The organism is Thermophagus xiamenensis, from assembly GCF_900112795.1.
Lineage (GTDB): Bacteria > Bacteroidota > Bacteroidia > Bacteroidales > Marinilabiliaceae > Thermophagus > Thermophagus xiamenensis.
In genome coordinates this window covers 118,887-132,561 of record NZ_FONA01000008.1, presented here as the reverse complement: position 1 = coordinate 132,561, position 13,675 = coordinate 118,887, and the positions used below count along the sequence as shown (strand labels likewise).

General features: G+C 38.5%; 15 protein-coding genes. All 15 read left to right on the top strand.

Annotation, left to right across the window (positions count from 1 at the left end; genetic code table 11):
- The 15 genes from rpsE (at position 1) to BM130_RS06415 (ending at position 13,673) form a co-directional block, all read left to right on the top strand.
- Complete coding sequence (gene rpsE, locus BM130_RS06485) at positions 1–519, top strand: 30S ribosomal protein S5 (protein ID WP_010527065.1); 519 nt, start codon at positions 1–3, stop codon at positions 517–519.
- A gap of 11 nt (positions 520–530) precedes the next feature.
- A complete protein-coding gene (gene rpmD / locus BM130_RS06480) occupies positions 531–707 on the top strand; it encodes a 50S ribosomal protein L30 (protein WP_010527066.1) in 177 nt (58 codons plus the stop codon).
- A 33-nt stretch (positions 708–740) separates the two neighbouring features.
- A complete protein-coding gene (rplO, locus tag BM130_RS06475; RefSeq protein ID WP_010527067.1) occupies positions 741–1,187 on the top strand; it encodes a 50S ribosomal protein L15 in 447 nt (148 codons plus the stop codon).
- 69 nt (positions 1,188–1,256) lie between these two features.
- Complete coding sequence (secY, locus tag BM130_RS06470; protein ID WP_010527068.1) at positions 1,257–2,594, top strand: preprotein translocase subunit SecY; 1,338 nt, start codon at positions 1,257–1,259, stop codon at positions 2,592–2,594.
- A gap of 21 nt (positions 2,595–2,615) precedes the next feature.
- A complete protein-coding gene (gene map, locus BM130_RS06465; RefSeq protein WP_010527069.1) occupies positions 2,616–3,401 on the top strand; it encodes a type I methionyl aminopeptidase in 786 nt (261 codons plus the stop codon).
- A 15-nt stretch (positions 3,402–3,416) separates the two neighbouring features.
- Entirely contained in the window at positions 3,417–3,635 is a 219-nt protein-coding gene (gene infA, locus BM130_RS06460; RefSeq protein WP_010527070.1) for a translation initiation factor IF-1, read from the top strand.
- A gap of 150 nt (positions 3,636–3,785) precedes the next feature.
- Positions 3,786–3,902: a type B 50S ribosomal protein L36 gene (ykgO, locus tag BM130_RS06455; protein ID WP_010527071.1), complete on the top strand. Its 117-nt coding sequence runs from the start codon at positions 3,786–3,788 to the stop codon at positions 3,900–3,902.
- Positions 3,903–3,914: 12 nt separating this feature from the next.
- Entirely contained in the window at positions 3,915–4,283 is a 369-nt protein-coding gene (gene rpsM / locus BM130_RS06450; RefSeq protein WP_010527072.1) for a 30S ribosomal protein S13, read from the top strand.
- An 11-nt stretch (positions 4,284–4,294) separates the two neighbouring features.
- Complete coding sequence (rpsK, locus tag BM130_RS06445) at positions 4,295–4,684, top strand: 30S ribosomal protein S11 (protein WP_010527073.1); 390 nt, start codon at positions 4,295–4,297, stop codon at positions 4,682–4,684.
- A gap of 141 nt (positions 4,685–4,825) precedes the next feature.
- Positions 4,826–5,431 carry a 30S ribosomal protein S4 gene (gene rpsD / locus BM130_RS06440; protein ID WP_010527074.1) on the top strand — a complete coding sequence of 202 codons (606 nt, stop codon included), beginning with the start codon at positions 4,826–4,828 and terminating at the stop codon, positions 5,429–5,431.
- 9 nt (positions 5,432–5,440) lie between these two features.
- Positions 5,441–6,433, top strand: a complete 993-nt coding sequence (locus BM130_RS06435; RefSeq protein WP_010527075.1) for a DNA-directed RNA polymerase subunit alpha — start codon at positions 5,441–5,443, stop codon at positions 6,431–6,433.
- Between the two features lie 5 nt (positions 6,434–6,438).
- Positions 6,439–7,023: a 50S ribosomal protein L17 gene (rplQ, locus tag BM130_RS15880; RefSeq protein WP_010527076.1), complete on the top strand. Its 585-nt coding sequence runs from the start codon at positions 6,439–6,441 to the stop codon at positions 7,021–7,023.
- A gap of 157 nt (positions 7,024–7,180) precedes the next feature.
- Complete coding sequence (eno, locus tag BM130_RS06425; protein WP_010527077.1) at positions 7,181–8,485, top strand: phosphopyruvate hydratase; 1,305 nt, start codon at positions 7,181–7,183, stop codon at positions 8,483–8,485.
- 199 nt (positions 8,486–8,684) lie between these two features.
- Positions 8,685–9,998 carry a citrate (Si)-synthase gene (locus tag BM130_RS06420; protein ID WP_010527078.1) on the top strand — a complete coding sequence of 438 codons (1,314 nt, stop codon included), beginning with the start codon at positions 8,685–8,687 and terminating at the stop codon, positions 9,996–9,998.
- Positions 9,999–10,358: 360 nt separating this feature from the next.
- Positions 10,359–13,673, top strand: coding sequence for a ligand-binding sensor domain-containing protein (locus BM130_RS06415; RefSeq protein ID WP_138956859.1), 3,315 nt, complete (start codon positions 10,359–10,361; stop codon positions 13,671–13,673).
- Positions 13,674–13,675: the final 2 nt, after the last annotated feature.

Genomic DNA, 13,675 nt, shown 5'->3' with positions numbered 1-13,675 from the left:
ATGGCTGGAAATATTAAAAAAGTTAGAAATAATAACGATATCGACCTTAAAGACCGCCTGGTTGCCATAAATCGTGTCACCAAAGTAACTAAAGGTGGACGTACTTTCAGTTTTTCTGCTATTGTTGTGGTCGGTAATGAAAATGGTATTGTTGGCTGGGGACTTGGTAAAGCTAATGAGGTTACTACAGCCATTGCGAAAGGGGTTGAAGCGGCCAAGAAAAACCTGGTACGTATCCCCATTTTGAATGGGACTATTCCTCATGAACAATCAGCCAAATTTGGCGGAGCGCGGATCTTTATGAAGCCCGCTTCTCATGGTACAGGGTTGGTTGCTGGAGGTGCTATGCGCGCTGTTTTAGAAAGTGCAGGAGTTACCGATGTCTTGGCTAAGTCTAAGGGATCTTCTAATCCGCACAACCTTGTTAAGGCTACTATCAAGGCTCTTTGCGAATTGCGTGATGCCTACACTATTGCGCAACAGCGAGGAGTATCCCTGGATAAAGTATTTAACGGATAAAATTCTTAAAGATGGCTAAAATAAAAGTTACACAGATTAAAAGTCGCATTAAGTGTAGTTATAAACAAAAACGTACTCTAGATGCACTTGGTCTGAAAAAGCTAAACCGTACCGTTGAACATGAGGATACCCCCAATATTCTCGGAATGATCGAAAAAGTTAAGCACCTGGTTAAGGTTGAGAAATAATTTAGGTTTTAACGTTATTTATCTGAATATATTATGGAATTACATACTATTAAACCTGCTAAAGGCGCGACCCATAAAGGAAGACGTTTAGGGCGAGGTCCAGGATCCGGATTGGGTGGCACCTCTACTCGTGGTCACAAAGGCGCCAAATCTCGTTCCGGCTATGCCAAAAAAATTGGTTTCGAGGGGGGACAAATGCCTTTGCAGCGAAGAGTTCCTAAATTCGGTTTTAAAAATATTAACCGCAAAGAGTATAAAGCTATTAATGTTCGTACTTTGCAATATTTGTATGAAAAAAAGAATATCTCCGATATTACACCCGAAACTATGCGTGAAGCTGGTTTGATTGGTAAAAATGACCTGGTAAAAATTTTGGGTGAAGGAGAGTTGAAAGCAAAGTTGAATGTTAAAGCTCATGCTTTCTCTAAAAAAGCCAAAGAAATTATTGAGGCTGCTCAGGGAACTACAGAAGAATTATAGACAGTTGGGGCCCTCCTCCTTTTTGGGGATGAGGGCTTCCCTTGTCTGTTTAAATAGAAAATAATACTCATGAAGCTTATAGAAACCATCCGTAATATCTGGAAAATTGAGGACCTGAAGTCCCGTATCTTGACTACAATTGGTTTTATTTTAATTTACCGCTTGGGGTCTTTTGTGGTTATTCCGGGTATTGATCCAAATCAACTAGCCAATCTTGAGGCACAGACCAGTAGTGGCGTACTGGGTTTATTAAATATGTTTTCCGGAGGGGCTTTTTCTAATGCGTCGATTTTCGCATTAGGAATTATGCCTTATATCTCTGCCTCTATTGTTGTTCAATTGTTAGGTATCGCAATACCCTATTTTCAGCGGTTGCAACGCGAAGGTGAAAGTGGTCGGAGGAGAATTAATCAGATTACGCGTTATTTGACTGTGGTTATTTTATTATTCCAGGCACCCGGTTATATCGCTAATCTTCATGCTCAATTGCCCGAAACCGCCTTTGCTTCTTCTGGATGGAGTTTTACTGTTACTTCAACCATTATTCTCACCGCAGGTTCTATGTTTGTAATGTGGTTGGGTGAACGTATTACCGATAAAGGTATTGGCAATGGCATTTCATTGATTATTATGATAGGGATTATAGCCCGATTACCGTTTGCCATTATTGCCGAGTTTGTTTCAAGACTTGAGGAAGGCGGTGGTTTGGTTATGCTACTTATTGAATTGGTTGTTTTGTTCTTTGTTTTTGCCGGAACCATTCTTTTGGTTCAGGGTACCAGAAGAGTCCCAGTTCAGTATGCCAAACGTATTGTTGGTAATAAACAGTATGGCGGTGTTCGTCAGTATATTCCTTTAAAAGTTAATGCTGCCGGGGTAATGCCTATTATTTTTGCCCAAGCCATTATGTTTATTCCCATTACTATTGCAGGATTTTCGGAAAGTGAAACCGCTACCGGATTTGCTGCTACTTTTGCTAATTATACCGGATTTTGGTATAATTTCACTTTTGCTGTTTTAATTATTCTTTTCACTTATTTTTATACGGCTATAACCGTTAATCCTCAGCAAATGGCTGAAGATATGAAACGAAACGGGGGGTTTATTCCCGGAGTTAAACCAGGGAAAAAGACTATGGAATTTTTAGATTCAGTAATGTCTAAAATTACCTTGCCCGGCTCTATATTCCTGGCAATTGTGGCTATCCTTCCTGCTTTTGCAATGATTGCAGGTGTTGATCAGTCTTTTGCCCATTTTTATGGTGGTACATCGCTGTTGATTCTTGTTGGAGTTGTGTTGGATACCTTACAGCAAATTGAAAGTCATTTGTTAATGAGGCATTACGACGGTTTAATGAAATCAGGCCGAATTAAAGGACGCACCGGAGGTGGAGCTTCGATGTATTAAAGAAGGGAGTGGTTGTGTAAAATGATTTATTTGAAAACCAAAGAAGAAATTGAACTTCTTCGACAAAGTAACATGTTGGTTGGCAAAACTCAGGGAGAATTGGCTAAATGGATTAAACCTGGGATTTCAACACTAAAATTGGATCAAATTGCCGAGGAGTTTATTCGTGATCATGGTGGGGAGCCTGCCTTTCTAAATTACCAGGGTTTCCCCAATTCTTTATGTACTTCTGTAAATGATCAGGTGGTACATGGTATTCCCAATAACACGCCATTAAAAGAGGGTGATATTGTGTCGGTTGATTGTGGAGTTTTGCTTAATGGTTATTATGGTGATTCCGCTTATACTTTTTGTGTTGGAGATGTCGATCCTCAGGTTAAAAAGTTGCTTGAAGTAACAAAAACTTCTTTGTATAAAGGTATAGAACAGGCTGTTGAAGGAAAAAGAATTGGAGATATAGGTTTTGCTGTTCAATCATATGTGGAGCAATTTGGCTTTTCCGTTGTTAGAGAAATGGTTGGTCATGGAGTAGGAAAAAATTTACACGAAGCGCCAGAGGTGCCTAATTATGGTCGAAGGGGTAACGGAGTTAAATTAAAAGAGGGTATGGTTATTGCCATTGAACCAATGATTAACATGGGGAAAAGGCATATCGTACAGGAAGCTGATGGTTGGACCATCCGTACCAGAGACAGAAAGGTTTCCGCACATTTTGAACATACTGTTGCAGTAGGAAAAGACCAAGCAGATATATTGAGCAGTTTTAAATTTGTGGAAGAAGTATTACATTTGCAGTCTGAAAAATAAAACGATACATCATTTATGGCTAAACAAGCTTCTATTGAACAAGACGGTACCATTATTGAGGCACTTTCTAACGCCATGTTTCGCGTAGAGTTGGAGAATGGACATGTTATTACTGCCCATATCTCCGGGAAAATGAGAATGCATTATATAAAAATCTTGCCCGGTGACAGAGTTAAAGTGGAAATGTCACCGTACGACTTAACCAAAGGCAGAATAACTTATAGATATAAATAATTATGCGTAGATGTTCATGGCTATTCTTTTTTATTTTATTTGAATTTGGTCATGAATTTTTGGAAATTGTTAAATTAAATTAATAGCAAGGTTTGAGGGTAATATTACCCTGATACCTTGATATATTAAAAATATGAAAATTTAATTAGTATGAAAGTTAGAACATCTATAAAAAAACGGAGTAGTGATTGTAAAATCGTACGGCGGAAAGGTCGCTTATATGTGATTAACAAGAAAAACCCTAAGTTTAAACAACGTCAAGGATAAAATATTTGTAATATGGCAAGAATAGGAGGAGTAGATATTCCTACAAACAAAAGAGGCGAAATTGCGCTTACTTACATTTTTGGTATTGGACGGAGTAGCGCGCGTAAGATACTTGATGAAGCGGGTATTGATCGCGATCTCAAAGTCAAGGACTGGACCGACAAGCAGGTTACCACAGTTAGAGAGATTATTGGGGCAAAATATACCATTGAAGGTGAACTTCGGTCTCAAATACAGCTTAACATTAAACGATTAATGGATATTGGCTGTTATCGCGGTATTCGTCATCGTATTGGTCTTCCGGTTCGTGGACAGTCCACTAAAAATAATGCCCGCACACGGAAAGGCAAAAAGAAAACTGTTGCTAATAAAAAGAAATAATTGAGTGAATTATGGCAAAGAAGACGGGAAGTCAAAGAAAAAAGATTGTTAAAGTTGAGGCTGTTGGTCAGGCCCATATACATTCTTCTTTCAATAATATTATTATTTCCATGACCAATAATAACGGTCAGGTGATCTCTTGGTCCAGTGCCGGTAAAATGGGATTCCGTGGTTCAAAAAAGAACACTCCTTATGCCGCACAGGTAGCTGCTAATGATTGCGCTAAAGTTGCTCATGATTTAGGGCTAAGAAAAGTGAAAGTATTTGTTAAAGGTCCTGGAAACGGGCGTGAATCAGCTATTCGCGCCATTCATGCCAGTGGCATTGATATTACCGAAATTGTGGATGTTACACCTCTGCCGCATAACGGCTGCCGTCCACCCAAACGAAGAAGAGTATAATTTTAACTAGTTATTAATCACAAATTTTTGATTTTGAGTTTTGAATTATGATGGGTTATATTTTGTACCTCCTCTCTATAATCTTGCGGCTGTCATATTCATCATTTAAAATCAAAAATTTAAAATCAAAAATTTAGTAGAATGGCTAGATATATTGGTCCTAAAACCAAGATTGCGCGTAAATTCGGAGAACCAATTTACGGCCCGGATAAATATTTCGAAAGAAAAAATTATCCTCCCGGACAACATGGCAACCAGCGTAGACGCAAAACCAGTGAGTATGGCGTACAGCTTAAAGAAAAACAAAAAGCAAAATATACTTACGGATTGTTGGAAAAGCAATTTCGTAATTTGTTTAAAAAAGCTTCCAGTAAAAAAGGGATTACCGGTGAAGTATTGCTGGGGATGTTAGAATCCAGACTGGATAACGTTGTTTTTCGTTTAGGCATTGCCCCTACTCGAGCTGCTGCCCGACAATTGGTATTGCATCGGCACATTACTGTGGATGGTAAAATTGTTAATATTCCTTCCTATACCCTCAAGCCCGATCAGGTGATTGGTGTGCGCGAGAAGTCCAAATCACTTGAAGTTATTAATGAATCTCTGAAGAATTCTAGCGTTCAAAAATATTCCTGGCTGGAGTGGGACTCTAATAGCATGCAAGGTAAGTTCCTTAATGTGCCCGAAAGGTCTGAAATACCCGAAAATATTAAAGAACAGTTGATCGTTGAATTGTACTCTAAATAATTTATTCTTATGGCAATATTAGCATTCCAAAAACCTGACAAAGTCATTATGCTCGAGGCTGACGATAAATTCGGCCGTTTTGAATTTCGTCCGCTTGAGCCGGGATATGGTATTACCATTGGAAATGCCTTAAGAAGAATCCTGTTGTCCTCTCTGGAAGGATATGCGATAACAACTGTAAAAATTGAGGGTGTTGACCATGAATTTTCCAGCATTACAGGAATCGTTGAGGATGTTACCGAAATTATCCTTAATCTTAAGCAGGTCAGATTTAAGCAAATTACTGAAGGACACGACCAGGAGAAATGCACCATTGAAATTACCGGCAAAGAAATTTTAACCGCTGGTGATTTTGATCAGTTTCTTAGTGGGTTTAAGGTACTTAATCCAGATCTCGAAATTGCTCACATGGATCCCGATGTGAAACTGCAAATGACTATTGTCATTAATAAAGGGAGAGGGTATGTACCGGCTAGCGAAAATGAGGGTGTTGACCTGGGCTTGGGTACTATTGCCATAGATTCCATTTATACCCCAATTCGCAACGTTAAATATGATATCGAAAACTATCGGGTTGAACAAAAAACCGACTATGAAAAGTTAAACTTGGAAATTCAGACCGATGGTTCTATTCATCCTAAAGATGCATTGAAGGAGGCCTCCAAAATTTTAATCCATCACTTTATGCTCTTTTCTGACGAAAAAATTACTCTGGAATCCGAAGAAAAGAGTGATGCCGATGAATTTGATGAAGAAGTACTCCACATGCGTCAACTTTTGAAAACCAAACTCGTTGATTTGGATCTTTCCGTTAGAGCTCTTAATTGTCTTAAGGCTGCTGACGTTGAAACTCTTGGCGAATTGGTTCAATATAATCGAAACGACTTGCTTAAGTTTCGGAATTTCGGGAAAAAATCTCTTACCGAGTTGGATGATCTTCTGGAAAATATGGGTCTGACTTTCGGCATGGATATTTCGAAGTATAAATTAGACAAGGAATAATTGCGATGAAACATAAAAAGAAATTTAATCATTTAAGCCGCACCAGTGCCCACCGTAAGGCTATGCTTGCCAATATGGCTTGTTCGCTTATTATGCATAAAAGAATAAAGACAACTGTGGCAAAGGCTAAAGCTTTACGAATGTATGTGGAGCCCCTGATCAATAAATCAAAAAACGATAGTACGCATTCCAGGAGAATGGTATTTCGTTACCTGCAAAATAAGGAAGCGGTCACCGAGCTTTTCCGGGATATTTCTGAAAAAGTGGCTAATCGCCCCGGCGGATATACCAGGATTCTTAAACTTGGGAATAGACAGGGGGATGCCGCTGAAATGTGTTTAATTGAATTGGTCGATTATAATGAAAACATGTTGTCGGCCAAATCCGGAGAAGGAGAGAAAAAGCGCACACGTCGTAGCCGGAGAGGAAAGAAGTCGTCTAAGAGTCAAGCGGCCGAACAGGTTGCTGAAACCTCTGCAGAAAATACCTCTGCTGTAGAAGATGCAGAAGTGGTTGAAGATTCCTCTTCAAACGTTCAGGATAGTAATTCTGCCCCTGCTGACAATGATGATGTTAAAAAGGAGGAATAAAGCCTGATTGTTTTTGATTTAAAAAATCTTAAAAAGGGATAAAGGCACTTAGCTTTATCCTTTTTTTTTGACAAATTGCCATTATGTTATAATATTTGGGTGCGGATAAAATCCGACATTCTATCTTTTTTATTTAACAGATAAAATTAAAATAGTTATGGGACAAATTGCTAATGTTCATGCCCGTGAAATCTTGGATTCACGTGGAAATCCTACCGTTGAAGTTGAAGTAACCCTCGATTGTGGAATTGTTGGCCGGGCCGCAGTACCATCTGGAGCATCTACCGGAGAAAATGAAGCACTCGAATTAAGAGACGGAGATAAAAATCGCTACCTTGGAAAAGGCGTGCTAAAAGCCGTTGAAAATGTAAATAATGTTATCGCACCTGCCTTGGTTGGTATGAGTTCACTGGACCAGGTAGGCGTTGATAATAAAATGTTAGAACTGGATGGTACTAAAACCAAAAGTAAATTAGGTGCTAATGCTATTTTAGGGGTTTCATTGGCAACTGCTAAAGCTGCTGCCAATTACCTTGATCTGCCTTTGTACAGATATATTGGTGGTACTAATGCCGTTACGCTTCCTGTCCCCATGATGAATATTATTAATGGTGGTTCCCATTCTGATGCTCCTATTGCTTTTCAGGAATTTATGATTCGTCCCGTGGGCGCTACCAGTTTCCGTGAAGGTCTTCGGATGGGTGCAGAAGTGTTTCATGCTCTTAAAAAAGTTTTGAAAGAAAGAGGTCTCAGCACCGCCGTGGGCGATGAAGGTGGTTTTGCCCCTGAATTGGATGGTACTGAAGATGCATTGAATTGCATTATTAAGGCTATTGAAAACGCCGGTTATAAACCCGGACGACTTGCTGAAGGCGGACAAGTATCCATAGCTTTGGACTGTGCTTCTTCCGAATTTTATAAAGACGGTATTTATGATTATACCAAATTCGAAGGGCCCAATGGTGCTAAGCGCACTTCTGAAGAACAAGCCGAATACCTGGCTCAGTTGATTGAGAAATACCCCATCGATTCTATTGAAGACGGTTGTGATGAAGGTGATTGGGATGGTTGGGTTAATCTTACCAATAAAATCGGAAGTAAATGTCAATTGGTTGGTGACGACCTTTTTGTTACAAATGTTGAATATCTTAAAAAGGGTATTGAATTAGGAGCCGGTAACTCTATTTTGATCAAAGTAAATCAAATTGGTACCCTTACCGAAACCCTGAATGCTATAGAAATGGCCCACAGAGCAGGTTACACTACCGTTACTTCGCATAGATCCGGAGAAACTGAAGATGCTACCATCGCTGACATCGCCGTAGCAACTAATAGTGGACAAATTAAAACCGGTTCTCTGAGTCGTTCCGATCGTATGGCTAAATATAACCAACTGCTCCGTATCGAAGAAGAATTAGGTAGTGCTGCAATTTATGGCTACCAAAGAGTAGTGAAAAAATAACTTGGGTTCCGCAATATTTTTCCCTTTTGGGAACCTTTTTCTTTTTGGAGGATATAAGCCGAGCAGATTTATTCTGTTCGGCTTTTTGCTTTAATACTTCTACAGAACAATTTTTATTTCTCGTTGTTTAAATATCAGTTCTGGTCTCTTTCGGTTTATACCTGAAATCATTAATTTCAAATAATAATTATTTAAAAATATGGATTATATTAAGGAAAAGCTTATTACGATAGGAAGACCTCAAGCTGAATTGGTTAAGAAGCTCCAAAAAGAATATGGCGACAAAGTCATTCAAGAAGTTACTCTCGATCAGGTGTTTTCAGGAATGAGAGGCGTTGTTTCATTATTAACTTGCACTTCCAAACTAGACCCTGAAGAAGGTATTCGGTTTAGAGGTTATTCAATCCCGGAATTAAGGGAAAAACTGCCAAAGTTGAAGGAGGATGGCGAACCTTTACCAGAAGGGTTATTTTATCTTATGCTGTTGGGGGAGTTGCCATCACATGACGATGTAAAATTCCTTAGTCAAAACTGGGCTGAAAGAGCAAAAAATATACCACCGCACGTTTTTAATGTCATTGATTCTGTTCCCAAAAGTGCCCATCCAATGATCCAATTTAACGTGGCGATCTTGGCCATGAGTACAGAATCTCACTTCAGGAGGGCTTTCCTGGCCGGTTTGGATAAAAAAGAATATTGGGATCCGATGTATGAAGGGGTTATGGATCTTATTAGCCGGCTGCCAATAATTGCTGCCTATATTTATCGCAGGGTTTTCCACAATGAACAGTATATCGATCCTGACCCTTCTCTCGATTGGGCTGGTAATTTAGCTCATATGATGGGATTCGACTCCGAGGAGGTAAAACGCCTTATGCGCTTATATATGGTAATTCATGCCGACCATGAGGGAGGTAATGTTTCCGCTCATACTACACATCTGGTAGGTTCTGCTTTGTCTAATCCTTATTATAGCTTTTCTGCAGGAATGAATGGTTTAGCTGGTCCGTTGCACGGCATGGCCAATCAAAATGTAATGCACTGGCTCGAAAAAATGATGGATGAACTGGGTACCGATTCACCTACCACCGAACAAGTCAGAGAATTTGCTAAAAAAACACTCGATTCCGGAAATGTCATTCCCGGTTATGGACATGCCGTGTTACGTAAAACTGACCCAAGATTTACCGTTCAACTGGATTTTGCTAATAAGTATATTCCTGATGCTCCTTTAATTAAATTGGTAAAACAGGTGTATGAAGTAGTCCCTGAAATCTTGGTGCAAACCGGAAAGGTTAAAAATCCTTGGCCCAACGTAGATGCTATCTCAGGTAGCTTGCTTTCTAGTTACGGTATTACAGAGTACCCGGTTTACACTATGCTTTTCGGTGTTTCCAGGGCTTTAGGTGTTCTTACCCAGTTAATTTGGGATAGAATTTACGGCCTTCCTATTGAACGTCCCAAATCTCAAACACTTGATTGGTTTATGGAAAAAGTAGGATTTAAGGCTTGATACTTTTAGTTTTATTGCTGGCTTGTAAGGTTTCAGTTTTTTAAGTGAGTCGTGCAAATAGTATGTTTTTTACTATATAGCTTTGAAAAGGATATAATAAAAAATATATCCATAATTAATTTTTTCTTTTGTTGGTTTCAGTTGTTTAGTGATTTAATTAATTGTCAATCAGTTTATAAACCGGTGATGCCAGTTTTGGGGCATCGCCGGTTTTTGTTGAAATAAATTCTTCTTTTGTAAGCTTTTTTTTATTTTCGTAATTGCAATAAGGTTATTTCTGGCAGAATCATTATTATTTGTATTTTCCTAAAATTAACTTATTGGAAATATTGATTTGTTATTGCCAATTTATTTATTGTAGTGAGAAAACTAATTATATACCTAACTCTAATTTCCTTGCTGTTTTCTACCGAATCTGCTGGGAACAATGTGGCAGATAAAATTCCCAACTTTACCATTAGGGATGGGTTGTCTAATAATACCATCACAGTAATTTATCAGGATAGTTTTGGCTTTTTATGGATTGGGACCGATGATGGCCTGAATCGCTATGATGGTTATGAGTTTATTAAATTTAGATATGATCCTGCTGATGATAACTCCATTTCTGCGAATCATATTTCTGCGATAGTTGAAGATTTTAATAATAATCTATGGGTCGGGACTAGCAATGGCCTTAACAAACTTGATTATTCTACCGGAAAATTTACCAGATTTTTGGCCAATCCCGATTCTTTACATTTTTTACCTGAAAATAATGTTTTGGGATTATTGGTTGACATCCAAGGACGTTTATGGATTAAAACGGAGTCTTTTTTGTCGCTTTTTATTGATGAAACATCCGGGTTTGAAAACTTTGGTCATTTCAATAACGTTTTTAATATGGCCGAAGTATTACGATATCCTATTGTTCAGGAATCAGACTCTTCCTTGCTTGTGGGATCCAAAGATGGATTAAATCGGTTCAATATTATAAGCCGACAGTTTACCAGATTTACTAATGCTGTTGGTGGCGGCTTTGCCTGTAAAAGCATTATATATGATATTTTGCCATTGACTTTTCAGAGATTTCTGGTAGCTTCTTCTTCGGGTTTAAAAGTATTAGATTTTGAAAATAGTGTTATATCAGATCCTTCTTACGCTTTCTCTTCTTTGGAGGCTCCTGACTTTAAAAAAATTATTCGTATAAATGAAGAAACTATTTTGGCCGGAACTAACAAAGGGCTAATAGCGTTTAATCCCGAAACCGGTCAGGAAATAGAAATCATTCCCCATCATGAGTCAAAAAAAATTGGGCAAATTACTGCTCTTTTTCAGGATAGATCCGGAATAATTTGGGTAGGATCAAGGTTTAATGGCCTTTTTAAAATTAATCTTTCACCGCCTAAATTCCGTGTGTTTCCTTATAGCAATGCTAATATTACGGATCCTCTGAATTCTAAAAATTTTCAAAGTGTTTTTGAAGATAGTGATCAAAGTTTATGGCTTGCAACCTTGGAGGACGGAATTTATAGATTCTTTCCGGACAAGAATCGAATTAAACATTATATAATTCCCGGGAAGAAGGAGTCTAATAATAGCTCTTTAAATGTTTACGTTTTAAATAAGGATCGTACAGGTCGATTATGGGCCGGAACCAATGGCGGATTATATTTTTATGACGAATTTGTTGATGGTTTTGTGGAATTTAATCCGGGTTTAGAAAAGGGTGTTTATAATCTCTTGAAAAATAATTATATATATGCGCTCCAAAACGATCTGGATGGTAATTTGTGGGTTGGAACTTGTTTTGGCTTGTATCGGATTGAGGGACGCAATGTATTTAGCTTTTTCTCTGATAAAAAAGATACGAGCGGATTACTAAGTGATTATATTCATTCTCTTTGTTTAGATGAAACTGGTAATTTGTGGATCGGTACATCCGAAGGATTGAATTATTGGGATCATCGCTCAAAACAAATTTTGAGGGTTCCTTTCTTCGGTTTTCAAGGGAAAATATTAAAAACGCCCGTTTTGTCCCTCTCTTTTTCTTATAAGGGGACGGTCCTGGCAGGTACCACTTCCGGTTTGTGGGAGATCTCTTTTCCCGATATATCAACTCGTTTGGTCCCTGGATGTTCTAACCTGGAGAATGATGTTATTAAAGCTGTTGTTTCTGATCATACCAATCGAATCTGGGTTTCTACCAACAAAGGTATTGCTTGTTTGAATCCTGATGGAACCATTTATAGTTTTGATATACGGGACGGGCTTCCTGATTATGTTTTCAATAAAAACAGTGTTTTCAGAAATCGTGAAGGAACTATGTTTTTCGGAAGTACCAATGGCCTTTGCTGGTTTCATCCCGATTCCATTAATTACAATCTTGTTAGGCCATCGCTGGCTCTTACCAATATTTCCATTACCGAAAAAGGAAAAGAACAAATGAATTTGTGGCCCAATCGAGACAATCTGATAATTAAATACAAACCTTTTCTTAAAGTTGATGTTGAATTCTCTGCCTTGGAGTTTACTGAACCTTCCAAAAACCGTTACAAAACATTTTTAGAAGGTTATGATGCCGATTGGGGACCCGTAACTTTCGATAATAGAGTTTCTTTTTCCAATCTGTTGCCCGGATCTTATACGTTGAAAATTATTGCTTCCAATAATGATTTTACATGGAATAATGACCCGTTGGAGTTGAAGATAATTGTTAAACCGCCTCTCTGGATGTCAAACTACGCCTTCGCGTTTTACTTTTTGGTTCTGATTTTTATAATCCATTTGTTTATCAATTATCGCATTCGACATTATCGAAAAGTCAACAGAGATCTTCTGGAAAAGACCGTTAACAAAAAACAGTTGGAAACCCAGCGGGAAATCCTTTCACGTATTAACCTGCGGTTAACTGATAGTATTAACTATGCCAGGAGAATTCAGCGTGCCATGCTGCCTGCCGAAGAAGCTTTTTCGGCGGTATTCCCGCACTCTTTTGTTTATCTCAGAGCAAGAGATATCGTTAGTGGAGACTTTTTCTGGTTTTATGAAAAAGGGGATAAGGTATTTGTCGCAGCCGTTGACTGTACCGGGCACGGCGTCCCCGGCGCCTTTATGTCCATTATTGGTATGGATTTGTTGAAAAACGTGGTGGAATTTCAGGGTATTGAAGACCCTGCCCGAATTTTGGATACGATGAATAAAGAATTAATCAGGACCCTTCATCATGATCAAAATTTGCCCGGTTTTGAATCTAATGTTAAGGATGGGATGGATATGGCTATGTTGTCTATTGATAGGCATAAAAAGAAGTTAACTTTTGCAGGTGCGTATAACGGTTTTTATTTAATCCGGGACAACGAAATTCATAGTTATAAAGGCGATCGGTTTCCTATAGGGTATCTGAAAGATGGTGAAATGCCTGTCTTTACCGAAAGGGAAATTTTGCTCCAAGACCAGGATATTATTTATCTTTTTTCCGATGGTGTGCCCGATCAGTTCGGTGGGCCCAATCATAAAAAATTTAAATATAGAAGATTTCGATTGCTTTTACTCAATATACATCATCTTCCTTTCCAACAACAAAAATCCATATTGCACCAAAAAATCGAGGATTGGATGAATGGTGAAAATGAACAGGTAGATGATATGTTGGTTATTGGATTTAAGCCTTTGGGGAATCGTTTGGAACTTTGATT